Annotated in this window: 19 protein-coding genes and 1 tRNA gene; 8 read left to right on the forward strand and 12 right to left on the reverse strand. The window is 56.8% G+C overall.

Annotated features, from left to right (window positions below; translation table 11 throughout):
* Positions 1 to 34: 34 nt before the first annotated feature.
* The 3 genes from ABJ076_RS06725 to ABJ076_RS06735 all read right to left on the reverse strand — a co-directional run bounded on the left by ABJ076_RS06725 (position 35) and on the right by ABJ076_RS06735 (position 4,381).
* On the reverse strand, positions 35 to 2,221 hold the full coding sequence (locus tag ABJ076_RS06725) for an ATP-binding protein (RefSeq protein ID WP_348194423.1): 2,187 nt from the start codon (positions 2,219 to 2,221) through the stop codon (positions 35 to 37).
* Positions 2,222 to 2,229: 8 nt separating this feature from the next.
* The gene (locus tag ABJ076_RS06730; RefSeq protein ID WP_348194425.1) at positions 2,230 to 3,345 is read right to left on the reverse strand and encodes a substrate-binding domain-containing protein; all 1,116 of its coding nucleotides are present in this window, start codon (positions 3,343 to 3,345) and stop codon (positions 2,230 to 2,232) included.
* Between the two features lie 121 nt (positions 3,346 to 3,466).
* Positions 3,467 to 4,381 carry a LysR substrate-binding domain-containing protein gene (locus ABJ076_RS06735; protein WP_348194426.1) on the reverse strand — a complete coding sequence of 305 codons (915 nt, stop codon included), beginning with the start codon at positions 4,379 to 4,381 and terminating at the stop codon, positions 3,467 to 3,469.
* Between the two features lie 102 nt (positions 4,382 to 4,483).
* Between ABJ076_RS06735 and ABJ076_RS06740 the strand changes: the two genes are divergently transcribed.
* A complete protein-coding gene (locus ABJ076_RS06740) occupies positions 4,484 to 5,800 on the forward strand; it encodes a beta-eliminating lyase-related protein (RefSeq protein WP_348194428.1) in 1,317 nt (438 codons plus the stop codon).
* A 148-nt stretch (positions 5,801 to 5,948) separates the two neighbouring features.
* Here the strand turns inward: ABJ076_RS06740 and ABJ076_RS06745 are convergent, their stop codons facing one another.
* The gene (locus ABJ076_RS06745; protein ID WP_348194430.1) at positions 5,949 to 6,629 is read right to left on the reverse strand and encodes a DUF2306 domain-containing protein; all 681 of its coding nucleotides are present in this window, start codon (positions 6,627 to 6,629) and stop codon (positions 5,949 to 5,951) included.
* Positions 6,630 to 6,752: 123 nt separating this feature from the next.
* On the opposite strand from ABJ076_RS06745, the gene ABJ076_RS06750 reads away from it, so the two are divergent.
* Entirely contained in the window at positions 6,753 to 7,682 is a 930-nt protein-coding gene (locus ABJ076_RS06750) for a LysR family transcriptional regulator (protein WP_348199002.1), read from the forward strand.
* A 91-nt stretch (positions 7,683 to 7,773) separates the two neighbouring features.
* On the opposite strand, the gene ABJ076_RS06755 is transcribed toward ABJ076_RS06750, so the two are convergent.
* The gene (locus tag ABJ076_RS06755; RefSeq protein WP_348194432.1) at positions 7,774 to 9,285 is read right to left on the reverse strand and encodes a short-chain fatty acyl-CoA regulator family protein; all 1,512 of its coding nucleotides are present in this window, start codon (positions 9,283 to 9,285) and stop codon (positions 7,774 to 7,776) included.
* 185 nt (positions 9,286 to 9,470) lie between these two features.
* Here ABJ076_RS06755 and aceA point away from each other — a divergent pair, with 185 nt between their 5' ends.
* From aceA to ABJ076_RS06775, 4 genes are all read left to right on the forward strand, one after another.
* Positions 9,471 to 10,775, forward strand: a complete 1,305-nt coding sequence (aceA, locus tag ABJ076_RS06760; RefSeq protein WP_348194434.1) for an isocitrate lyase — start codon at positions 9,471 to 9,473, stop codon at positions 10,773 to 10,775.
* Positions 10,776 to 10,876: 101 nt separating this feature from the next.
* Positions 10,877 to 11,074 (forward strand): hypothetical protein, encoded by a 198-nt coding sequence (locus tag ABJ076_RS06765; protein WP_348194436.1) that lies wholly within the window; start codon positions 10,877 to 10,879, stop codon positions 11,072 to 11,074.
* Between the two features lie 209 nt (positions 11,075 to 11,283).
* Positions 11,284 to 11,359, forward strand: a tRNA-Ile gene (locus ABJ076_RS06770).
* A gap of 253 nt (positions 11,360 to 11,612) precedes the next feature.
* Complete coding sequence (locus ABJ076_RS06775; RefSeq protein WP_348194437.1) at positions 11,613 to 13,652, forward strand: methyl-accepting chemotaxis protein; 2,040 nt, start codon at positions 11,613 to 11,615, stop codon at positions 13,650 to 13,652.
* Positions 13,653 to 13,848: 196 nt separating this feature from the next.
* Here ABJ076_RS06775 and ABJ076_RS06780 read toward each other — a convergent pair whose 3' ends face one another.
* From ABJ076_RS06780 to ABJ076_RS06805, 6 genes are all read right to left on the reverse strand, one after another.
* Complete coding sequence (locus tag ABJ076_RS06780) at positions 13,849 to 14,694, reverse strand: hypothetical protein (protein WP_348194439.1); 846 nt, start codon at positions 14,692 to 14,694, stop codon at positions 13,849 to 13,851.
* Positions 14,694 to 16,286: an acyl-CoA synthetase gene (locus ABJ076_RS06785; protein ID WP_348194441.1), complete on the reverse strand. Its 1,593-nt coding sequence runs from the start codon at positions 16,284 to 16,286 to the stop codon at positions 14,694 to 14,696. The genes ABJ076_RS06780 and ABJ076_RS06785 overlap by 1 nt, the downstream gene beginning before the upstream one ends.
* Before the next feature lie 279 nt (positions 16,287 to 16,565).
* A complete protein-coding gene (locus tag ABJ076_RS06790; RefSeq protein WP_348194443.1) occupies positions 16,566 to 18,122 on the reverse strand; it encodes an adenosine deaminase in 1,557 nt (518 codons plus the stop codon).
* A gap of 101 nt (positions 18,123 to 18,223) precedes the next feature.
* A complete protein-coding gene (locus ABJ076_RS06795) occupies positions 18,224 to 18,613 on the reverse strand; it encodes a DoxX family protein (RefSeq protein WP_348194445.1) in 390 nt (129 codons plus the stop codon).
* A gap of 255 nt (positions 18,614 to 18,868) precedes the next feature.
* The gene (locus ABJ076_RS06800) at positions 18,869 to 20,788 is read right to left on the reverse strand and encodes an ATP-binding protein (RefSeq protein ID WP_348194447.1); all 1,920 of its coding nucleotides are present in this window, start codon (positions 20,786 to 20,788) and stop codon (positions 18,869 to 18,871) included.
* Positions 20,785 to 21,942 carry an ABC transporter substrate binding protein gene (locus ABJ076_RS06805; protein WP_348194448.1) on the reverse strand — a complete coding sequence of 386 codons (1,158 nt, stop codon included), beginning with the start codon at positions 21,940 to 21,942 and terminating at the stop codon, positions 20,785 to 20,787. Before ABJ076_RS06805 ends, ABJ076_RS06800 begins: the two co-directional genes overlap by 4 nt.
* Positions 21,943 to 22,309: 367 nt before the next feature.
* Here ABJ076_RS06805 and ABJ076_RS06810 point away from each other — a divergent pair, with 367 nt between their 5' ends.
* Positions 22,310 to 22,909: a YitT family protein gene (locus ABJ076_RS06810; protein WP_348194450.1), complete on the forward strand. Its 600-nt coding sequence runs from the start codon at positions 22,310 to 22,312 to the stop codon at positions 22,907 to 22,909.
* 62 nt (positions 22,910 to 22,971) lie between these two features.
* Here ABJ076_RS06810 and ABJ076_RS06815 read toward each other — a convergent pair whose 3' ends face one another.
* Positions 22,972 to 24,018 (reverse strand): ABC transporter substrate binding protein, encoded by a 1,047-nt coding sequence (locus ABJ076_RS06815; protein WP_348194452.1) that lies wholly within the window; start codon positions 24,016 to 24,018, stop codon positions 22,972 to 22,974.
* 76 nt (positions 24,019 to 24,094) lie between these two features.
* On the opposite strand from ABJ076_RS06815, the gene ABJ076_RS06820 reads away from it, so the two are divergent.
* Positions 24,095 to 24,250 carry a hypothetical protein gene (locus ABJ076_RS06820; protein ID WP_348199336.1) on the forward strand — a complete coding sequence of 52 codons (156 nt, stop codon included), beginning with the start codon at positions 24,095 to 24,097 and terminating at the stop codon, positions 24,248 to 24,250.
* Positions 24,251 to 24,264 lie beyond the last annotated feature (14 nt).

A 24,264-nucleotide genomic window follows, 5' to 3' on the forward strand; every position in this document is an offset into this window, starting at 1 on the left:
TTCTAAAAGGCGGTGCCATGCGGTGCCGCCTTTTTCATTCTCCGGCTTCTTTAATCCGGAACAGAGGCGGCGCCGCGACAGAGCGGACAGCGGGGAAGAGGACCGAGATCGTCGTGCCCTTATTTGGCGCGCTGACACAATCCAGCTCCGCCTCGTGCAGTTCTGTCAGCTTCTTGACCAGTGCTAACCCGAGGCCGGCACCCTCGGCCTTACGCACCATACTTGAATTGCCTTGCATGAAAGGCTCGAAAGCATGTGTCCTGGTCATCTCGTCCATGCCGCTGCCGGTGTCAGTGACAGTGAGCCGGACACGGCGGTCTGTTTGCAGATGACCGGATAACTCAATGCGTCCGCCTCGCGGTGTGAATTTAATCGCGTTGGTCAGCAGATTGAGAAGGATCTGCCGTATGCGCCGCGCATCGGCCTTGAGGGCGTGACCCTTCAGGTTGATGTCGGTGAAGATCTCGATGCCGGCAGCATCCGCTTGTTCGGCAATCATTCTCACGCAATCATCGCCCAATTTCTCAATGTCGAGTGCTTCCTCGCGAACGGCTTCTCCGCTGGCCTCGATGACCGAGAGATCAAGCACATCCCCAATCAGGCTCAGGAGATGGTGGCCACTTGATTGGATATACTCCGCATATTCGACATAGTTCCGGTTGTCGATTTTCCCGAGTACCTCCTGTACGATCATCTCGGAAAATCCGATGATCGCGTTCAAGGGGGTGCGAAGTTCGTGGCTCACGCCGGCAAGAAAATTGGTCTTTGCGGAATTTGCGAATTCAGCCTCTTCCTTTGCATGCCGGAGACCGATCTCTGCCCTTTTTCGTTCCGTGATATCCGCAAGAATTGTGCAATAGGCATAGATGGTGCCGCTATCGTCCCGGAGCGGGAAAACGATACCGAGAAAGGCCCTTTCTCCGGCAGTTGTCGGTGCGGTGAGTTCGACAGCTGTGCCGTCCTCCCGTTTCGCGGCTGATGTCTCGAAGGCTTTCAGTTCCGCAACAAATTCATCGGGAAACAGATTTTCGCTCGCCTCACCAATCACTTGTTCCTTACGGAGATCGAATATGGATAGGAACTGGGCATTGGCAATGATGTAACGGTCGTCCAGATCCTTGGCGAAAATTGCTGCCGGCGCTCGGTCGATAACCGATTCCGCGCGATATTCGCTTTGCCGGAACGCACTGAAAACCCGTTCGATTGTGTCGCCGAGACTATTGAACTCCTTTATCGGGCCCGATTGGAAATGCGGGATGTGGCGGCCGCCCTCGATCGTTGCCGCGACTGCGTCCGCATAGTGCGACAGCTTGGTCAACGAGCGCATGGTCACCAGCCGGATGAAACCGCTGAGCATGGCGGCCAGAACGATGATCAGGCCGATTACGATGGGAAGCAGTTGCAGATAGTTTTCCTTAAGATCGGCAATCGGATCTACGGAACGGATTGCTTCAATAATCGTCTCCGGGCCATCATTCGTAACCGTAAACGGTATGGTGATTTTTACCCCGGTCGTGGGATTGCCGCTTTCAGCTCCAATATTCCCGTCCTTATCGGCCTCGTCGTATGACGAGATTTCCGAGATCATCTTGCCGCCAATCAGCAAGGCAACACTCTTGAGATCCGTGTCGTTCAGAAGATCGCGCAGAAGGCGCGGATTATCGTTCAGGATAACACCGCCGAATAGCCGTCCTGTGACAGCCCGACTTGACGGGTCGATGATTTGCAGGCCGCTGACATATGCGACAACATTTGTGCCGTCAGCCATTTGACTCGTTATGAGGCGCGGTGATCTCGACTGTGATGTTGCCGCAGCGTTTCGAACGATTGAGGCGCTATCATAAGGGCTTGAACTGACATCGATGATCGGTTCGCCGCTACCGGGATCAATGAAGAGAATATCGAGGACGCCGCTGTCCAGCTCGAAGAAGGCGTTGCCGAGAAGCCCTTCAACTGCACTGTTGTTACCTTCTCTCAACTGGCTCACCAGCACGCCATTGTGGGCAAGAACGCGAAGAAAACTCCCCAATTGCCCAAGCTGGGTTCTGAAATGGAGTTCTGCCAGCCTTTGGTAATGCAGGTGACGACGCTCAAATTCCGCATCAAGTGTCCGGCTCGCAAACCAAAACCCGAGCCATACAACAATGGCGGATATAGCCAGCATCGCACCGAAGGACGCGGCGGCGATAATCGTCGAATATCTGAAATCGTGGCGCGTCAAGGTAGGCGTTACCTCGAGTACCGGAAGGCATGGTCGATCAGTGTTTCCAGCGTTGTGTCGGAGGTTGTTTGATCCACCATCGAGAAACTGCCTGAATAGACCTGAGGGATATTGTGTGTTTCACCTTCCAGAGTCATTTGGATCGCTTCAGCCATAGCGACGCCGTTGTCGTCATTCATCCGCATGACCGTGAAGTCGATCTCGCGATTCTGTATCGCAGTAATTTCTGTGCTGCCGCCGCCCCAGCCGTTGACTGTGATGGACCCGAGAAGACCTAATTCATCCAGGGCATCCGTGATGCCATGCGCGATGTCTGTCGAGGCGGCGAAGACGAAACTGAAATTCTTGTCGATCCGAAAAAGTCCAAGAGCGGCCTCGCGGGCGCGTGCCCGGTCGAAACCGACATAATATTCTGCGCCGAGTTTGTAATCGGTCTTGGAGGAAATGTGCCGCTTGAAAGTTCCGCCGCGCATCTTGCTGACATAACCCACAGGCCCGTAGAAGATGGCATACCGCGCCTTCTTACCTGCCCGTTTAATGTGCTCGTCTGCAAGTAGCATGGAACCGACGCCATGATCGAAGCCGACATAGAGCAAGGGGGATGGCGGGCCGAGATCGGTCAGTGGTGTCGTGATATTTTGCAGGATCACTCGCGTTTCACCGGAGGCCAGCACCCGAGAGATCATTCCCTTATGGCGCAGCGCGTCGAGGGTAAAGATGAGAAAATCCGGCTTCTCACGGAGCACTTCACCGATGGCTTTTTCCTGTAGCCGGAGATCGTCCGCGCTCTTGGTAAAAAGCGCGGTTATCTTGTGCGGTATGCCGATTTCATCCATGCGGGCGGTGAAGGATTTGACGCTGCGTCGCCAATAATCAGATCGCTGTAAACCCGGATAGATGATGTGGATGGTGACGGGTCGTTCGACCGATACCTTGAGGTGACCTGCCGCCCCGTAAATTCGTCGCGCGAAAGCCTCTGCTTTGCCCCTCTCCTTCGGATTGGCGCTATGAAAGGCATCCAGTTCGATAAACTTTGGATCACCTTGTGCGGCAACCGGGGCCGGATCAAACAGACTTGGGAATAGAGCTGACGCCAGTGCCAGTATTTTTAAAAGCGCCTTCAACTGAAGCTCCCTATGGATGCCGGTCCATGGGTTTTCTTTTAAGCACCCTACATGAGTGCATGAGTTAACGCACGCTTTACAAGAAACCCCGGATTTCGGTCGCTTGATGTAGAGTGGGTATTCAATCCCGCTGGAGTTTTCGAAACGGTACGAGCCCTTTCAAGGCCTTGATGAGAGGAGGTATCAAGGGGGATGCGACCCCCGACTGTGCTGCTGCGAGAGCGAGTACACGGCCGGTTCCCACCTTTGATGGAAACGGCGGCACCAGGGAGCCTTTGTCGAGCGCATCCTGAATGAGCGACTCATGACCGATCAGGATGCCGGCACCTGCAATAGCCTCAGAGACAGCGAGGCTGTAGAGAGAGTATGCCGGTCCCACAGTCTTGATCCGGTGCCCGGGCATAGCAACCGCCAGCCAAGTCTCCCAATCCGAGGACCATGTTGCGTCATGCAGGAATGTCGAGCCGCTGAGATCGGCAGGTGTCTTCAATCCCGCAGCGAGGGCCGGCGCGCAGACAGGGATCAGCCGGTCCTGGTCGAGAACAATCATCCCTGCGGCAGTAGCGTCCCGCTCTTCCTCGAAGAATAAGCTCAAATCGAACGGCTCACGCTTTGGGTTTGGTCTGCGCTCAAGTGCAGTGATCGAGAAGGCGATACCGGGAAAGCGGGCGCGAAGGGCCGGTAGGCGCGGCGTCAGCCATAGCTGTGCGACAGAGGCAAGGGCGGCGATGTGCAGTTTCGTCGGGGCTGAGCGGGTGCGGAGTTTCTGAAGGGCTTCTCCGAGCCGGTCGAACGCCTCGGAAAAATCCTCGAGAACATCAGAGCCGAGCGGAGAAAGCCGGACGCCTTGCGAGCGCCGTTCGAACAAGGGGGAGCCTGCCCAGGCTTCCAGGCTTTTAACGTGCTGCGCAATGGCGCCGGGTGTGACCGAAAGTTCTTCGGCGGCGGTGGCAAAGCTCCCGTTACGTGCGGCAGCTTCGAAGGCGCGTAACGCGTTGAGTGGTGGCCCTTTCGGGCGGGGCGGAGAGAGTGACATATTCGAGGCCTAGTTTTTCTGCCTCTGAAATATAGCAAATCTGGTTTGCACGTCACCAGACGCTAAGGCTGAATAGCGAAATTCAGCGGAGAGGAGCGGGTTATGTTGAGCAAGAGAGCCTGGGTGCCGGAGACGTGCGAGGCACTGGTCATGTCGATCGCGGGACGTACTGAGATTGCGCCCTCCGTTGATGTAGCCGCGCGCATTGATGCGCTTATTGCCGACAACCGGGATATCCACGAGCGTAATTGTTTCAATCTGAACCCCGCCACCAACGTCATGAACCCGCGGGCCGAAGCCGCTCTCGGGGCCGGGCTCGGCAGCCGCCCGTCGCTCGGTTATCCCGGCGACAAATATGAGATGGGGCTTGAGGCGATCGAGGAGATCGAGGTCATCGCCGCCGAGCTTGCAGCCGAAGTTTTCGACGCCGGATTTGCAGAGATTCGCGTGCCGTCTGGAGCGATTGCAAACCTCTATGGCTTCATGTCGACCTGCAAACCGGGTGATGCGATTATCGCGCCTCCGGCCTCGATTGGCGGTCACGTGACCCATCTGAACGCGGGCTGCGCCGGACTCTACGGCCTCGATATTCATGAAGCGCCGATTGATCCGGACAATTTCACGATAGATCTGGACGGGCTCAAAGCCCTCGCCGAACGGGTCCGTCCGAAGCTGATCACCGTCGGCGGCAGTATCAACCTCTTTCCCCATCCCGTCGCCGGTGTGCGCGAAATTGCCGATGCAGTCGGAGCCAAGGTGATGTTCGATGCCGCGCATCAATGCGGCGTGATCGCTGGCGACGCCTGGCCGAACCCGCTGAAAGAAGGCGCTCATTTCATGACGATGAGCACTTACAAAAGCCTCGGCGGTCCGGCGGGCGGGCTGATCGTCACCGATGATGCCGCTCTTGCCGAAAAGCTTGATGCCATCGCCTTCCCGGGCATGACGGCGAATTTCGACGCTGGCAAATCGGCGGCTCTCGCCATCACCCTGCTCGACTGGCGCGAGTTCGGTACTGCTTATGCGACGGAGATGGTCAAGGTCAGCAAGGCCTTCGCCGCAGCGCTTGCCGAGGGTGGTATGCCGGTCCATGCAGCCGAGCGCGGTTTCACCGGCTCGCACCAGTTTGCGGTCGAGGCGGCGGCGTTCGGCGGCGGCCAGGCGGCTTCCAAGAGGCTGTATGAAGCAGGCTTTCTCGCTTGCGGTATAGGTCTGCCCATAGCGTCAGTTGAGGGCGACTTGAACGGATTGCGCATCGGCGTGCCGGAGTTGGTCCGCTGGGGTGTTGGGGTTGAGGATGTTCCCGAGATCGCGGGCTACGTGGCCCGGGCACTGAAAGCGAACGACCCTGCGGCTTTGGCGCCGGAGGTGGCTGCCTTGCGGAGGCGGTTCGATAAAATTCATTTCGTTCGCGCCTAAAGCACGAGCCTCGAAGGAGGTGGCGACTCCGTCTTGTCCGAGAGGACGGCTCAAGGATGATGCCTGTCTGTTACACGGCTTTTGGCTTTTTGTGTCGTTGAGATATTCCTAGTGTACCACCGGAGTCGCGTGCGCTCGATGTCCGCCGTCAATGATCTCCGCTTGGGAGGCTTTTTGTCTCAACTGGCAAATTCTTTGGCATTAGGAATTTGCCGATCAAATATTCGGCGGCCAGAAAATTGAGAATCCAGGCAGACAGCATGATGCCCTCACGGACCGGTCCAAGCGCCTCCGTTCCGGACAGGATCATCCAGCCGATACCCATGAATGCCTGTGTCGAAGCGCCCTGGCCGATGGCATAGGCTCTGAACATTGACGCGCCGTGCAGGGATATGTTTCGAGACCTGATTGCGACGACAGAGCAGACGATCAAGCCAATCATGGATAAGCCGAGAAAAATACGCGCCCAATAGAGCAAAACGCCCTGGAGCTCTGATGGGAATGTATAGAAATGGGTCATCCACACTCCGGTTGCCGCTGATATGCAGCCTGAAACGACGACTGCAGGGCCGAGAGTGCGGTGGATTGCAGGGCTATGCCGCCTTATGCCCGGCAAGAATTGTACAGCGCCCAAGAGCAAGAACAGGGAGCTGCTTAAAATATGCAGAATGATTGGTGCGGGAGACGCCAGGGCGCGCGGATTTCCGGGCGCGATTGCCGGTCCTCCCGCGAATTCGAATATTCGGAACAATCCGCCAACGGCCGGAATGAAAGAATAGACGAGGATGATGAGGAGTAGCGCCCATTCCTGCCTGTTCAATTTTTTCATGAAGTGTCTATTTCGGTAATTGTGCCTGATCGAAGCAAGCAACCATTGGTGGCCCGCTCGTCATGTTCGGCACCTTACATATGTATTAATCGCTTAAATATTGCCTGAATTTCTATTTCGCTTATGCTTAAAGCGATGAAGGGGAAGAGATTCAATTTTGATTGGAATCAGGCGCGCGCATTCTTGGCAACGGCTCAAGAGGGGTCATTGTCCGCCGCGGCAAGGGTCCTTCAGCAACAACAGCCGACGCTAAGCCGACAGGTTTCAAGCCTTGAGGAAGACCTTGAGGTCACGCTGTTCGAAAGAGTTGGTCGCAGGCTCGTCCTCACCGCTTCAGGCCTTGAACTTCTTGAACATTTCGAAGCAATGGGCGTGGCTGCCGAGATGATCTCTCTGACCGCGTCCGGCCAATCGCAAGCCATTGAGGGGCGCGTTACAATCGCCGCGACCAATGTGATGGCCACTTATCACCTTCCTCGGATCATCAAAGCCATCCGGCAGAAGGAACCCCGGGTAAAAATTGATGTGGTCGCCTCAAATGAAATAAGCGATCTAAAGCGTCGGGAAGCCGATATTGCTATCCGGCACATGAGGCCGGAGCAGCCCGATCTCATTGCGAAACTGCTATGTGAGCCAAAGCTTCAACTGTACGCGTCTCCTGAATACCTGGAAGCGCAAGGGTTCCCGGAACTTTCAGCGGATATCTCACGGCTTGATTTTATCGGAGTTGAGAACCCGGAGTGGTTATTTGCGGCGCTTGATAATATGGGCATCACCATAACAAGCGATAACATCGCTATAACGTCGGAGAGTGGCACGGTTTATATGGCGCTCGTTCAAGCCGGGCTGGGGGTTGGTTTATTCACAAAAGAGCTTGCGTCTCAACCACCCCGCCTGCGTCCGGTTCTTTCTGAGGCCGAGGGAATTCCAGTCCCGGTCTGGCTTGTGACACATCGGGAGCTTTACACCAGCCGTCTTATTCGTCTGGTTTTTGATGAGTTGGCGTTGCATGTGCCGAGGGTCCTGATGCGCCTCCCTGATGATAATGCGTGAAGGCACATTGCCAGCACTCTCAGGCTCTTCCTGCCACTTTGAAACGTGTGAAGGATCGCCCTCGGGACATTGCACGATACGCTCTGTTCCCTCAGCTCTCGAAGGTAAAAGCCGATGCCTTCTTCATATGCTGATCCGCCCGGATCGTCCGGTTTAGCGGCGGGTAGGCGCGCTGGCTGCAATCTAGCCGCTCGCACAGCCGGCAACTGACGCCGACCGGTGTGGCGCCGGTCGCTTTCGGCAGGTCCAGCCCATCCGCATAAACCAGATGTTTCGCATCCCTGATCTCGCAGCCGAGGCCTACAGCGAATTGCGGCTGTAACTGCGTGTGCCAGCCTCCGGCGCTGTCCAGCGTCCGGGCAATGGTGAAGAAGGTGGTCTCGTCCGGCATGCGGGCGATCTGGGTATGCACCTGACCAGGAGTGCGGAAGGCCTCATGCACCACCCAGCGCGGGCATGTGCCGCCATAGCGGGCGAACTGGAAACCACCACCGTTGAGGCGTTTTGAAACGTTGCCGGCGGCATCGACCCGGATGAAGAAGAACGGAATGCCCCGCGCGCCCGGCCGTTGCAACGTCGTCAGCCGGTGCGAGACCTGCTCAAAGCTGGCACCGAAGCGGCGGCGCAGCAGTTCCAGATCGTGCCGGAGTTCCTGTGCCGACGTCCGGAAACTCTCGTAGGGCATCAACACAGCGCCTGCAAAGTAATTACAGAGGGTGACGAACAGCAGGTTACGGGTTTCGTCGTCGTCTGGTCTGAGGCGGTCGATGACGGTCTCTATCAGATCGTGATCCGCCAGAGCAGCGATCTGGGCCGCGAGCTGGAAACAGCGTCCCGATGGCAGTAATGCTTCCGACAGCAGGATGCGGCGGCCATGCGGGTCGTAGCGCCTGAGCGTGTCGGTCATGACATGCACGGGCATCACCTTCACCGCGAGCCCTTTCTTTTTGAAGAGATGCAGGGTCAATCCCCGGAATAGGTCGTTGCGCTCCAACCCGGCCTCCTGCCAGAGAGCTTCTGCCGCGTCTTCCAGTTCCGGAAAATGGTTGGCTTCCCGTTGGTGCATGTCTCGCACCGCCTCGACAGGTGAGAGCGGTTGGCCGGGATCGGGAAGCGGATCGCGCCCGGCGGCGGACGCGCCGGTCCGGGCATTCTCCCAAACCTGACGGTAGGCCTGATAGAGTCGCAGCATGGCCAGCGCCGCGTTTGGCGAGTGGGCGGCGAATTCCTGCAATTCGGCTGGACGGACCGGCTGGTCCCGGAAAAGCGGGTCGCTGAACACCTCGGCCAGCTCGGCGATGGTCTTGGCGTCGTCATCCTCGGCGAACTGTTTCAGGTCCAGCTCGAAAGCCTGCCCGAGCTTGAACAATAGCGGAACTGTGACCGGCCGCTGATTGTGCTCGATCAGATTGAGGTAGCTTGGCGAAATACCGATTTCGCCAGCCATTTCCGTTTGGCTCATGCCGAGATCGGTCCGGAAACGGCGGATCTTCGGCCCCAGCATCGCCTTACGGTCAAGCGCCTCCATGCCCTGTTCCTTTATTATGATTAGCGGGCTTTCCTCCAGCTTATGGTTCTTTCGCGCCTGCACAATGATTTTCATGATTTTCAATTAGCGCCGATTTAATTTTACAAATGTGACAGATTTACCTTTTTACTTTCAGTGACTTATGGACGTTCTTCGTTTTGCGCTGCACGGTCTTCCTAGTGTTGCGGTGCACATCGGGCGAGAGACCTGGCATCGATACGGAGGAAAGCGGCGCTGCCGCGCAATTGAGGAGATCATCCATGTCCCAGGACTTCGAAAATCTGACATCGACCGCGTCTGGCCGCTTTGACAATGTGAAACGCGATTACAGCCGGGAGGATGTGGAGCATTTGCGCGGCACTGTTCGCATCGAGCACAGCCTTGCCCGTAAGGGGGCCGAGCGGTTGTGGAAGAGCATCCATGAGGAAGACTATGTGCACTCCCTTGGCGCCGTCACCGGCGGCCAGGCGGTGCAGATGGCTAAAGCCGGGCTGAAGGCGGTTTATCTGTCCGGCTGGCAGGTTGCGGCCGATGCCAATGTCGCAGGCGCCATGTACCCGGACCAGAGCCTCTATCCGGCCAATAGTGGTCCGGAGCTGGCCCGCAAGATCAACAACTCCCTGCTGCGTACCGACCAGATCCATCATCTTGAAGGGGATAACAGTACCGACTGGATGCTGCCGATCATCGCCGATTGCGAGGCCGGCTTTGGTGGTGCGCTGAACGCCTACGAGTTGACCCGGGCTTATATCGATGCCGGTGCCGCCGCAGTGCATTTTGAGGATCAGCTCGCGTCCGAGAAGAAATGCGGCCATATGGGCGGCAAGGTGCTGGTCCCGACCCAGCAGCATATCAACACGCTGAACGCAGCCCGTCTCGCCGCCGATGTTGAAGGCGTTCCGACGCTGGTGATCTGCCGAACGGATGCGGAAAGCGCTAAACTGGTGACCAGCGATGTGGACGAGCGTGACCGCCCGTTCCTGACCGGCGAGCGCACGGCGGAAGGTTTCTTCCGACTCAAGGATGGCACCAGCTTCGAGCGTTGCGTTGCCCGCTCGCTCGCCTACGCGCCCTATTCGGACCTGCTCTGGATGGAGACATCGACGCCGGACCTGGAGCAGTGCAAGCGCTTTGCCGAAGCCATCCGGAAGGAGTTTCCAGACCAGATGCTGGCCTATAACTGCTCCCCGTCCTTCAATTGGACGGCCAATCTGGACAAGGACGATATCGCCCGCTTCCAGCGCGAGATCGGGGCCATGGGCTACAAATACCAGTTCGTCACCCTGGCCGGATTCCACTCCCTCAATTACGGCATGTTTGAGCTGGCCTCCGGCTACCGAGACCGCGGCATGGCCGCCTATTCGGAACTGCAGGACGCGGAATTTGCCGCCGAGGCCAAAGGCTATAGCGCGACCAAGCATCAGCGCGAGGTCGGCACCGGCTATTTCGACGCGGTTGCGACTGCCATCAAGGGGGATGCTTCCTCGACCACGGCATTGACCGGATCGACAGAGGAAGCCCAGTTCCACGGCACAGAGGAAGCTGCCCGCACGGCGGCGGAATAACCGAAAGCGAGATGTTCAGGAGCGCAGCGGACCGTTCTGCGGGGCCACCAATCCGCTACCCGCGGGCTCCTGGACTACCGGTATAAAAAAGGAGAGAGACAATGAGCAATCGTTTCTGGGTCATCGGCGGGGAATACACGGACACCCGGTTCAGCCAGCTGATCGACGGCACCGAGCGAATGTTCGGCCCGTTCGGCGACCAGGGAGAAGCACGGCAAGTCTGGGACCGCATCGCCAGCGAGACACGCAGCATCTGCACCGCGCGCTTCACCATCGTGCAGGAAGGTGCTGTCAGCTGAGCTGCTGAGCACAGACGGACGAATCAATCCCTGGCGGCTCGGAACGTTTCTTGGTCGGTTATCCGATCGGAGGGTCCGATAAAGCCTGACTGCCCGGCCCTGACGGCCGGGCATTTTTTTACGGAGAATTAGTTCCTTGGACGTGCAGGCCGGTTGACGGCGCCGTCGTCGGTGCGCATAACACCTGTCCCGTGCTTTCCGCCGGAATAGGGCCTGTAGTTCAGCGGTTAGAACGCACCGCTCATAACGGTGTTGTCGGGGGTTCGAATCCCTCCGGGCCCACCATTCTCTGTTGATCGTGTTTTAGCAACGCTACAGCAACAGATTGGCCGTCATAAGGACGAGGTTCTGAGCATACTTTCGCTCTCCGGACCTGAAATCGCCGCCGTCTATTTCGACAACCGCTATTTCTGGACCCGGTCTGTCGACATTTGGGTTCGGTATTACCGGCGCCGGTGTTGCCCTTTCAGCGTGAACATCGTCTCGAAATCTGATAGGCCCGTAAATCTGGCAAAAATCATGATGTGATTCATCGGCGATGAAATTCAAACACAAGATCATGGGTGCGTTGTTGGCAGCAGGTATTCTGCCCATGATCGTAAGTTCCGTGTTCGATATCTCCCGCATGTACAAAATGGCAGAAGATTCTGCTCGTGCAGAAATTGCCTCTGTCATCGACCTGAAAGAAGAGATGGTCGAAACATATTTTGGCACACTTCTCAGCATTGCTCGCACGCTTGTCATCAATCCTGTCGTCAGTGACGCGACGCGGGCTTTTACTGATGCTGTTAGCCAGCTCGAAACATCTGATGATGTTGCCGTTGGCGCTCGGAAGCTCAGGAAGCGCTATGTCTACCAACAGGAAAACACAACGGGGGCAATGCAGGCCGATCTAGCCCGATGGATGAAAATCGACCCGATCGCGGAAAAGCTTCAACACCTCTACATTTCGGAAAACTCACAAAAAATTGGTGAGAAACACCTGCTCATGACGGCTGGCGATACCAGTCGATACTCAAGCCTGCATGCGGCCTATCATCCATTTTTTAAAGAGTACCTGGAAGAGTTCGCGTTCTACGACATCTTCCTGTTCGAACCCAAAGAAGGCCGTATCGTCTACTCTGTCTTCAAGGAGCTCGACTACGGCACATCCTTCGTTGACGGCCCTTACAGCGGCTCAGCTTTTGGACGGGCTGTTCAAGAAATTATCCGCAATCAGTCGGATGACCTCGTCTTTGTGGATTTCGAGCCATACGAGCCCTCATACAATCAGGATGCCGCATTCTTGCTTGCTCCCCTTAAGGACGAGGGGCAGTTGATCGGAATTATTGCGTTCCAGATGCCGGTCGATCGTATCAATGCTATTGTAAACAAGGAAATTGCCGGCTTCGAGACTGCGGAAACCTTTCTTATTGGCGCAAACGGGGAGCTCCGTTCCGTGCCAGAGAACGCCGGCAATCTCGCCATTGGCTCATCGATATCCAGCGACGTTGTTACGCGGGTTCTCGATAGTACGGCAGGGCTTGTTTCTGCAGAAAATCGCAAGGGTGTACCGGTGATCGCTGGGTTTGAGCAGGTGAGCCTTCCCGGGCTTGACTGGAAAATCATTCTCTCTGTCTCGGATGAAGAGGCGATGGCGGATGCCAATGCCTCGATCCGAGACGCCCTTATCAATCTTGGTGTGTTTAGCCTGCTCATCCTGGCCTGCGGCTATGGGTTGGGTGTTTATCTCTTGCGTCCTGTTCAGGCACTCGGCAGAGATTTTCATGAAATCGTCGTTGGCGCGATGAACGCCCAGAAAAAAGCGTCAAAACAATCCAAGATTGCTGCGGGATCAATGGTCTCAATGGCGGAAGAAACAAGCCGCCAAGGCTCTGTCGTCAAAGAGAATTCGGTTGCTGCAGCTCAGAATGTCACCGTCGTCGCGGCCGCGATGGATCAAATGGCATCCTCTATTCAGGAGATCGCCAAAGGTGTGACTAAGACCTCAAGCCTCACTGATGATGCGTCTGCAAGGGCTCAGGTGGCGACGTCTTCTCTGGAACATTTGGAAATCGCAACACAACGCATCAGCGGTGTGGTCACCTTAATCAAGGACATCGCCAACAAAACGGACCTGCTTGCCCTGAATGCCTCTATCGAGGCGGCCCGGGCAGGTGATGCAGGACGTGGGTTTGCTGTTGTCGCGGAAGAGGTCAGAAAACTTGCGACCCAGACGACCAGTTCCACTGAGGAAATAGGCACAGAAGTCGACAATGTCACCAAGGCCGTTCGGGATAATGTTTCCGGTATTCGCGGGATCACCGAGGCCATCGAGCTTGTCCGTGACCAGGCAGCGACAATGTCTGCTGCCGCCGAAGAGCAAGGGGCCGTGACGTCAGAGATTACCGGCAGTATGTCGGATACGGCCGTGCGCGTGTCTGCCGTTGATGAAAACATCGGGGGTGTCGAAACGACATCAGCCGAAGCGGCCGTTGCGGCAAGAGACGTAATGCAGCAGATGCAAAGCGTTGATGAGGCTGAAAAGAAAGTGACTGAAGCGATCGCCGCTTTTCTCAAGAAATTCAAAGACATTTAGTTCCGCAAAAATCTTTGATGCCCCCGCCGATAGCGTTGAAAGACAGGTGGATTGGCGGACGGCGACCTCGTGGGATTGCTGCGGCGTTCACGACCGCTTTCGACCGACCCGAACATCATGGAGTTCAAATGCTTGCGTGCAAGTCGCTCCATGAGAATCAGTCTTTGTAAGAAAGGCTGGCGCGCGAGCTTCTGTATCAGCAGCGTTCCAGTATCAGTTCGGCCGTTATGAGCACCGGGTTCTGATCTCGGCATAACCTTCCGGATCGAATATCGCTGCCGTCAATTCCGACAATCGCAATTTCGGGACCCTTTCCCGCGCTTCCTTCTGTCCGCACCTCGGCATCGAGGATCAGGAATTCGGTGGCAATGCTATCGAGGATAGTGCTGTCGTCGAACCAGGCGCCGATCAGGCTGCCGAGACCGTGCACCCGTGCACCGTCCCAGCCGAGCCTGGTGCAGACCTGCTCGAGTGCGTGCGTGAAATCCTGGTTTGGTGCCAGCCGCACCAGCGCATGGCGGCTATCCTGTCCTTCTTTCGCAGCACCGGCTGGCCTGAAGAGTGTGAAGTTGGTCTCCGGGTCGGCCTGGCGTGCGAAGTGACTGCCGGTAATTCCGGTGCCGTGGGCGACGGTAGGCTCGGAGAGCATTGTGCGCGGCGCCAGGATGTGACCCATCGCGATCTCTCCTCCCTCCGGGATCCAGAGCCCGTGCCCATGCAGGAAGGATACGGTGCCTTCGCGGCCGACCATCATGCCCAGCCGCTCTATCCGTCCCGGGCCGCCGAACGTGTGGATAGCGGAGTACCAGGCGACATGCTCATCGTCGGGTGACAGGGCCGGGATAACATAGTCGAGTGCCGCGACCGGCGCATCGCTAAACTCCAGCCAGGCGCCGTCGCAGCCCGCTGTCGCGAGGGCCTCGGCAACGGCATCTTCAAGCGGAATGTCCGGGCGGAGCGTCACCTTGATCGCTTGTCCCTCGACTGGAAGGATCTCCTGACGCTCAGGGGCGATGGGGCCGGGCTGCGTAATGACGCGCATCAGGGGGCACTCTCGCCGGCGGCAAGCCGTTCTTCCAGTTCCGCCCGGATGATCCGTTTGGACAGCTTGCCGTAACCGGTTTTCGGCAAGTCCTCCCAGAAGAAATACTGCCGTGGGAGCTTGTAGGAGGAGAGGAGTTCCCGAAGATACGTATCAAGCGCAACACCGTCGAGCGTGTGCCCGTCTTCCAGCACGCAGACTGCCACGCCGATTTCGCCCCATTTCGGGTCCGGCATGCCGAAGACGGCGGTCTCGGTCACTGCCGGGTGGAGCAGGATTTTCTCCTCGATCTCGCGCGGATAGATGTTGGAGCCGCCAGAGATATACATGTCCGATGCCCGGCCGGTGATATAGACGTAACCGTTCTCGTCCATGTGCCCGATATCGCCGGTGCGGAACCAGCCGTCCCGGAAGCTCTTCGCGTTGGCCTCCGGGTTGCGCCAGTAGCCGGCGAAGACGCCGCCGCCGGTGACGCAGATCTCCCCGGTTTCGCCCGGCGCGAGAGCGGTCCCATCTTCCCCCTGGATCTCCACCTGCATGCCGGTGCGGGCGTAGCCGCAGGTCCCTTCGCGCATATCGTCGCCGGTGGAATGATCGCGTGGCGGCAGGAAAGTGATAGCGCCAGTTACCTCGCCCAGGCCGAAATACTGCACCAACACCGGTCCCAGAACCTCCAATGCCTTGATCTGGTCGGACCGGTACATCGGCGCGCCCGCATAGATCACATGGCGGAGGCTGGAATGGTCCGCGCTCATGGCTTCAGGCGCCTCGACCAGCATTTTCAGGATTGTTGGCACCGTGAACATGTTCGTCACGCGCCAGCGTTCGACCAGTGACCATATCTCAGCCGTATCGAAGCGGGCAGCGGCGGGCAGGATCGTCGGTGCGCCCCGTGCCGCCATCATCAGTTGATGCATGCCCGCACCGTGGGAGAGAGGAGCCACCACAAGAGACGCGTCCGCCTCGGTCGATCCGGGCACCAGATCGCAGAGATGATTGTTGATGACGAAGCCGAGCTGGCCGTGGGTCAGGACTGAAGCTTTTGGACGGCCGGACGTGCCGGAGGTGAAGAAGAGCCATGCAGGGTCGTCCCTGTCGACGGCGGCGAGCGGCGGCACGTGGTCCGCATAGCGCTCCATCAACGCGTTGATGTCAGGTCCGAAGTCTGCTTTTCCAATGGCAATGCAGGTTTCGAGGCTCGGTCCTTCAATGGCGGCATGCTCGGGAAAGGCTGCGTTGCAGATCAGCGCTTTGGCACCGGAAAGCTCGGCCATCCAGACGAGGTCGTCCGGCATCCCACGGAAATTTGCCGGTACCCAGACAGCGCCCAGCCGAAAGCAGGCGAACATGCTCTCGAACAGCTGGTTACAGTTCTGCGACTGCACCAGCACCCGGTCACCCTTGCCGATCCCGGCTTTGTGCGCCAGTACAGACGCCATCGCCTTTACCCGCCGGTCGAAGGCGCGCCAGTTCCACTGCTCATCGCCCCATATGAAGGCGGGCGCGTCAGGAAGCCGCCGCGCCTGCTGCTCGACCAGATGTGCGAGGTTCATGGTGCGCGTGCTGAAGGGGGTGGCGGCGGTCTCGTTCATTGTATTCGTCTCAGTATTTTTGTTTTGAGCGTCGCTGGAACGGTAATCGTTTTCTGATGTGACCCTACCGTCAATCTGATGACATGACGGATTCAAAAAACGGCAGGCACTATTCTGGATCTGGCAGGAAGACTGCGGAGGTCAGGCGTATGGCATTCCGAGCGCGGTTTTGTGCCGATCAATAGTTTCATTGCAGGCGCGGAGTTGACCTACTTTTCGGCTGAGATGAGGAGATTTGGCGAGGATATGGAATGACCCCTCATTGGGCTCGCCGCTCTCTCACCTCTTTGCCTCGAACCGCTCGAACCTCTCCTCCAGTGCGACCTGCGCCCGTGCCTTGTCGCTTTGGCTGACGAAGGCCTGGCAGGACGAAGACTCAAAACCGTTCCCGCAATCTTTCACTGGTAAGAGAGAGCGAAAGTCGTGCCAGAGCGACGCGCCCGCCAAAAAACTTTTCTCCAGACTCTGCCGTGAGAGCGTTTTCAACTCCTCATATCCGAGCCCGTAGCGCTCTGCGGCTAGCTGGTACTGGCTCGTAAGGTCTATGCGCTCGACGCCCTCGTCGTCGGTGGAGAGCATCACGGGCACACCTGCCTTCAGGTAAGTCGGGAAGGGATGATCCTTTCCTTTAACGCCGAGGATCTGCTCGTTGCTGGACAGGTTAATCTCGACCGCGATGCCGTCCTCCGCCATCCGCTCGATCAACGCGCCGCTGTCTTTCTCAAAGGCTATGTCGACCCCGTGACCGATGCGGTCGACGCCGGCAATCTCTACGGCTTCCCGGATATGGAATGTCATGTCTTTCAGCTCAGTCACACCGAGCCAAAGCTCGCCCGCATGGAGGGACAGGCCGACCTTTTCGTACTTCCGTTTGAAATAGCCAAAGATCTTCATGTGCAGGGAATAGTCCCGGAGGGCGATGTGATAATCTTCCGGTGCGACGAAGTTCACCCCGACGCTGAGCGTCTCCCGGTCCGCGATCATGTAGTGCAGCATGACTTGTGCGAAGGTGTTCTCTGGCGGCTGGGTGCGAATGCTCTGGCCGAGCTGGCGGAGTGTCACGGTGCAGCCAGGCTCCGGTTTGGCGGTGCCGCAGCCCATCTGCGCGCGGGCGCCCGCCATAGCGTCGTTCAAGACTTTGGCACCCTGATCCACCAGTTTACCGAAACCGTGATCGAGCAGCGCCTTCTCGAATGCGGCGAGTTCATCGTCGCTGCCGCCGGAGAGCTTTTGTGTCACGCCGAGAGACGCCGGATTGACCCAGCCGAGGGTCATCATCGGTTCGACATAGACGATGTTTTGAAGCGCCGCATTTCTGGCAAGCCAGGCGAGGCTCTCCGCCTTGCGTTCACCGGAAATCGCTCCGAACCTGGCGAAAGTGGAGAAAAACTGATCATGCCCCGAGCGTTGCCCCGAGAGCGAATTGGGCTGAAAATTGCGCATCGAGAAATTGTCGGTAATGGCCGCGATGCAGGCATCGCTTTCGGCCGCATCGCTCATCCGAACCTGCGTCGCGCTTATGCAGTCCGGTTTCGTCATCGGCGGGACGTGGGGGGCGCATTTCACGATAGACCGGGCGCCGGGATCGTAGCAAAGCTGCAGGTCCGGGTCGGCGGCCCAACGGATATAGGCTTCGGCGTAGACGGCGCCGGAGAGGTGGGTGTGCAGATCAGCGCCCTTCGGCATTTCCTGAAGGAAGGAGCGGGTCAGCGTGTGGTCGCCCCGGATTGCTTCGAAGTGAGCGCTGGTGTGTGCGGTGCGGCGTTCCAACGACGTACCGGCGCAGGCGCCAAGCCCTACGGCGAGCGTCAGCGCAATAGAGATGATCCGCATCATCTGCTCCTTCCTCGTGAGAGTGAAGTCAGAGTATATGCGGATCATTTTTTATGCACGTTTATGTTGTCTATGCAGTGTGGCCGGATCGCCCTGTTCCGTGTTCAGGCGCGACGGCGCATGCCATCGATGCTGAGAGGCCCGGGGCCAGCGAAAACCAGATAGAGGAACAGGAAGCAATAGAGGATTGCTGCATCACCGCCGTTGTTCAACGGGAAGAAGTCGCGCGGTGCATGAGCGATCCAGTACGCGAAGGCCATCAGGCCGGACGACAGGAACGCGGCCGGCCGCGTCAGAAATCCGATAGCGATGAGGGCACCGCAGATCAGCTCTATGACGCCTGCCGTCCATGACATCGTAAACATCGCCGGCGCATGTCCGCCAACCGGGAAGCCAAGAATTTTCTGTGTGCCGTGTGCCATGAAGATCAGACCGGCCATTGCACGGGTGATGCTGAGTATCGTCGGAGCCCAAGGCGTTAACTTGTTCCTCATCGGAAGCTATTCCACATCATATGTGAGGGTGATTTTTCCGGACGGTAACGCATTGTCTTAAGCATGGCAAAAGCTGACTCGTCACGATCTGGTCCCATTGGAGCTGTGCGTCCGTAGGCGGGTTTAGCTGCTTGAGCCTGCCCCTGACTTTATCTTGATCTTGCTGCTGCAGACAGCCAACGCTGGCGCCGCATAATTTTGCCTTCTGGATTTGGCGTTGTATGGTTCTTTGCCCTGTCTCGGGTGAATGGATAATCACCCGAACTGGGACAGCACCTTGAACAGTTGGTCTTCCGTGAAGGGTTTGGTCAGGACCTCGTTCATGCCGGCCTCTCTGAACTCGGCATGGCGCTCGACAAATGCTTCGGCGGTGAGACCGATGATGGGAATGTCGTTGTTGGCGTCGGCTGCTCTGATTTCTTTCGTCGCTTCGATCCCGTCCATCTCCGGCATGTGGATGTCCATGAAAACGAAGTCGGTATCGCCCCGCATGACTTCGTCAACGGCTTCACGGCCGTTTTCCACATGTTTGACGTTCTGGCCGAGCTTCTCGAGGACGGCGGTGACCACCATGGCGTTGATTGCGTTGTCTTCCGCGACCAAGACTCTGTAAACGGGGAGCGTTTTCCTCTCGCTGGAGGCTGCCAGATTTGATGACTTCGCGCGTTCAAGATCCTCCTCGGTGACGATACCGAACGGGATAAAGACATCTATCGTCGTCCCTTTCCCGAGTTCGCTTTCGATCCCGATCTTGCCACCCATGAGCTCGACGATCTGACTGACAATGGCCAGTCCAAGGCCCGTGCCGCCGAACTTCCGGGTGATCGAGCTGTCTTCCTGGGTGAAGGCCTCGAAAATAGATGCCTGACGGTCCGGTGCGATTCCTGTCCCGGAATCGATCACAGCAAAGCGAATCCCGCGTGTTGTGCCAGGTGAAGGCACGGATATCGGCGCGGAGTCCGCGCTGATTTCTTTGACCGTGAGGACGACGCTGCCTGAGCCCGTGAACTTCACGGCATTACTGAGAAGGTTCCAGAGTATCTGTCGCAGGCGGACGGGATCTCCGCGCATCAGGGCCGGCTCCGAGATTGTGTATTCGCCCCGGATGAAAAGGCCTTTTTGAGCGGCGGCAGTCTGGAACGGGGTCATGATTGAGGACAGCAATTCTTTCAGGTCGAAGATTGTGTCTTCAAGCTCCATGGCGCCGGATTCGATCCGGCTCATGTCCAGCACGTCGTTGATGATTGCAAGCAGGGTCTTGCCCGAGGCCACGATGTTCGAGACTTTACGTTGCTGGTCAGGATCGAGATCCGTGTCTTCCAGAAGCTGCGCAATGCCTAGGACGCCGTTCAACGGCGTCCTGATTTCGTGGCTCATGGTTGCCAGGAACCCCGACTTGGCCTTGTTTGCCGCGTTCGCGCGCTCGACGTAATCGTGGGTCGCTCGGGACATTATCTCCATATCCCGGGCGAGGCGGCCAAGTTCATCGTTCGAGTTGATGTCGATCCGGGAGATTGGCTCTTGTCGCGCAATGGAATCCGCAGCCATCTTGAGCTTCAGGATAGGGGTAACAAGGAGGCCGCGCGACACCCAGGCGATCATTCCCGCTACGGCGAGGATAGAAGCCAGGGAGACGATGATCGTGACCAGCCGAATATCCTCGACACTCTTCGAGATAACGGATTCCGGGATCGTAAGAAGGATAACCCAATCCCATTCCGGTTTCGTGAAACTGGCAGCGCTGAAAACCGCGTGATCGCTGGTCGCCGCGTAGTGGGTTCCAAAAAGCTTGCCGGTAACGCCCGATGCGATCTCTTCCCAACCGTCGGGAAAAAGATCGTTCTCGCAACCGCCACAGGACAAAGCGGTGCCGTCACGGTTGAAAACCAAAACACGCCGTCCGGTTTTCTCGCTGAGAGTCTGGAAATCGCTCATAGCCTCGGACTTGTACTGATCGACATAAGATGTCAGTGCGTTAAGCCCGGTAGTTTCCAGAAGCATGTACCGGCGGGCGACAAATTGGTCGATTGCATTCTCAAGCCGCAGGTTCATCGCCTGTTGCTCGGTCCTGTAGAGGACATCCCGCGAATATGTGAAGGACCAATAGCCAAGCGCCCCTGTTCCCAAAAGAACGATAGGTATGATCGCGGCAATGAATTTCGTGTAGAGGCTCAATTTGTCCGCCCCTGTTGATGAAAGACGTTGTCTTGCGCCAGCTCCAGAATCTCGGATGGAACTATGGCGCCCAGCATGGCGGCTGTTGAGACATTTACGCCGGCAATAAACTTGCTCGGCCGGGTTACAGGTATTTCTCCGGCAGCGGTTCCAGATAAAATCATGCTGGCTGTCTCCGCGCCGGATTTTCCGATGAGTTCTGCTGTTGAATGGATGGCGAGCATGGCGCCAAGGCGCACGTTACGAATATTGCCGCCATTCACAATCGGCACACCAGTATCGAGGATTGCATTCACAAAATCCGGGTTTGTTATATTGGGCCCCGGAACCAGCCAAAGACCGTCGAGGCTGTTCTTATTTCCTTCAATCAGTTTCAAAGCAGAGTCCCGCATTGCCAAACCGCCTTTTTCTCCCGGCACATAGGGAAAGCCGAGATCGACGATTTCCAAGATTGGGAATTTAGTCGCTGCAGTCCGCAGTTGAGACAATTCGCCAATAGCGGAAGAATAAGTAGATCGCGGAACACCGATCCGGAACGGCTTATCACGCTTAGCTGTCTCCAAAATTTTTGAAACCAGTGCCAACCGGAATTCCGCAGGAACAACGTGAGTCTGACCTGTGATGTTAGATTGGCTTGATGTGTTCATTGCCTCCACAAAGCCAACGCCGACCGGGTCAGTGACAATCATGAATATCTGCGGGATCGCCGTATCGCTTAACAGTTCGCGTGCGACAAGACTTGCCAGGCTGGCAACTGTGACAACAAGGTCGGGCGGAGCCTTGATCATTGCTTCTACAAGCATTGATTCGGCGTAGGCAAAATCACCTTCGGCGTTCATGACGGAATAGGAAACATCCTTTCCCTCTTCAAACCCGAGGCGAGCCATCTCCCTCTTAAACGAATTGATTGAGTCGTCGAGGAAGTACGAACTGAGGGAGTTCAAAATCAGAATGCGCTTCAGTGTGCCGCGTTCGGCAGCATCCACTGAAAATGACCAGAAGAGGCCTACAATAAGTAATATTATAATCGAGCGCGTCTGACTGCTCCCAACTAAAATCATTCTGGCACCATGGTCAAAATAGGGTGCTTCTATCGCATATACATTCACACATTGTACGGATTTTGTTGAACACGCAAAGTGAGTAGCTGTCATCGGCACTGATCCGGCTGTAGAAGAATAGGCGATGCAGAGGCGCACAGTCCGAATCGGGCTCTTTATATGGTGGGAGAGATTGTTTCGAAGCGCGCTGCGTTTCGGGGCTACGTTTCATAAATAGAGTGATTTGCCGAAGCCATAGTTTCGCGCCCTTTCGCCCTTGAACGAAGCTAAGGATTGCCGGTTTTTCTGGTTACCCGAAGCTTGTTTCTGCTAATCACCGACGAGATTTCTGCCGCGTCGGTCATATTGCCCTAGAACCAAGTCATTCGGTCTTGCGATGTCTTTTCCGTTTTTGTTTTTTTGGGATCGGCACGATGCCGCGCGTTAGATCAACCCGAGCCACTGACACATCGCGAGCCCCATGAAGTCACCAATCTCTTTTTATGATGCCCAGGGCGTAGTCTTTGGCGCATTCATGATGTCGATGAGTGTCGTTTTTCTCAAGCAGACCGGCTTGGTAACGGGGCAGACGGCAGGTCTTTCGCTCCTGTTGTCCTATGTGCTTCCTTTCAGTTTCGGCACAGTCTTTTTTTGCGTGAGTTTGCCATTTCTCTGGCTGTCTCTCGTCAGGCGCGGCGTAAACTTTACCCTGCGGACGCTGTTTGTAGTGGCTGGCGTCGCACTCTGTACCCCGATGTTGTCGGAGTTAATTGTTATCGAGCGCATACATCCGCTGTTTGGCGCGGCTCTTGGCGGATCCTGTGCCGGCGTCGGTTTGATCGCATTGTTCCGCCATAATGCCTCGGCCGGTGGCCTTGGAATTCTGGCACTGGTGGTGGAGGAAAAAACCGGCTTCAAGACCGGATGGTTCCAGATGGGTTTTGACAGCCTCATTTTCCTGGGAGCCTGTTTCGTCCTGGCGCCGGATCAGATCCTTTACTCTTTCGTCGGTGCGGTCATTCTGAACGCGATCATTGCCTGGAATTTCAAGATCGCGCAAAGCGCTTCGATGTCCGATTAAACAACCGTCTTTGCAGGCCTGTGCCGAAGGCGTGGTCGCGGTGAAGACGTTATTACAGAGGTTCAGTTGCCGAGGGTCGGTTGGTGAAAGACGTTGTCTTGCGCTAACTCCAGAATCTCGGAGGGGATGATTGCTCCAAGTCTGGCGGCGGTCGCAATGTTGACGCCGGCAGCAAAACTGTTCGGCCGAACTACCGGAATATCTCCGGGATCGGTTCCCGAAAGAATCGCGCTGGCAGCTTCTGCGGCAGCTCTGCCATTAAGCTCGGGAATGGATTGAACGGCGATCATTGCCCCCGCGCGGGCGCTCAGGATGCTGCCGCTTTTCACGATGGGAACGCCGGTGGCGCGGACTTTTTTCATAAAGTCGCGATTGCTCTGGTTTGGTCCGGCAACAAGCCAAAGGCCGTCCAGAGTATCTTTATGTTTATGAATCTGATCGATGGCAGACTTATGCATTTCTGGACGCGCGCTTTCGCCGGGCAAGTAGGGAAAACTGAGATCGATCAGGTCAATGGCAGGAAATTGTGATGCGACCTCTCGCAACTGGGCGGTTTCGCTGACTGCTGATGGATATGTGGACCGCAGGATACCAATATGGAACGGGGTATCCCTTCTCGCTGTTGTCAGTATCTCGGAGACCAACGTCAGCTGGGTGTCCACCGGCACGACGTGGCTCTGCCCGGTAATGTTCGATCGGGTGGTTTTGCCCATCTCGCTTACGAATCCTTCGCCGACGGGGTCTGTAACGATCATGAAAACCTGGGGAATCGCTGTGTCCGATAGAAGCTGCCGTCCCGCGCGGGTTGCTAGGGTGGCGATGGTCAGGACGAGATCGGGTCTGACCTCATCGATCGCGGATCTCAGGATGGATTTAGCAAGCTTGAAGTCACCCTGAGCGTTCAGGACTGTGTAATCGACATCGGTGCCGTCCTTGTATCCGAAATCGGTCATTTCAGCGCGGAACGCTTTGGTCGATCTCTCCAGCAGGGGAGGCGGAAAGGTCTGGAGTATCACAATACGCACCGGCCTTTCGGCTGCCGGCGCGTTTAATGGAAGCAGACAGAAACAGAGACCCAGAAACAGCAGGTTCAGAAACGCTTTTGTCATATGGTCCTCGGTTGAAAGCGATATGGCACTCTGATTATGCGTAAATATTTTTCGATTCTAAACTCGGAGTGGTTTTGTGGCTTCACAAAAGTTACAAAGCAAGGATTTGTGCTCTACCCATAATTACGATGTAAAGCTGAGTGGTTGCTGGCTGAGTTTGCTCTGGCGCTTCCTGATCGGCAATCCGGTGATGCCGATCAGGCGGCTGCTGAGCTCGCTCTGTTTCCTGTAGTCTGTGATCGTGTT

Origin of the sequence: Nisaea sp. (genome assembly GCF_039990255.1) — a bacterium.
Taxonomy (GTDB): domain Bacteria; phylum Pseudomonadota; class Alphaproteobacteria; order Thalassobaculales; family Thalassobaculaceae; genus Nisaea.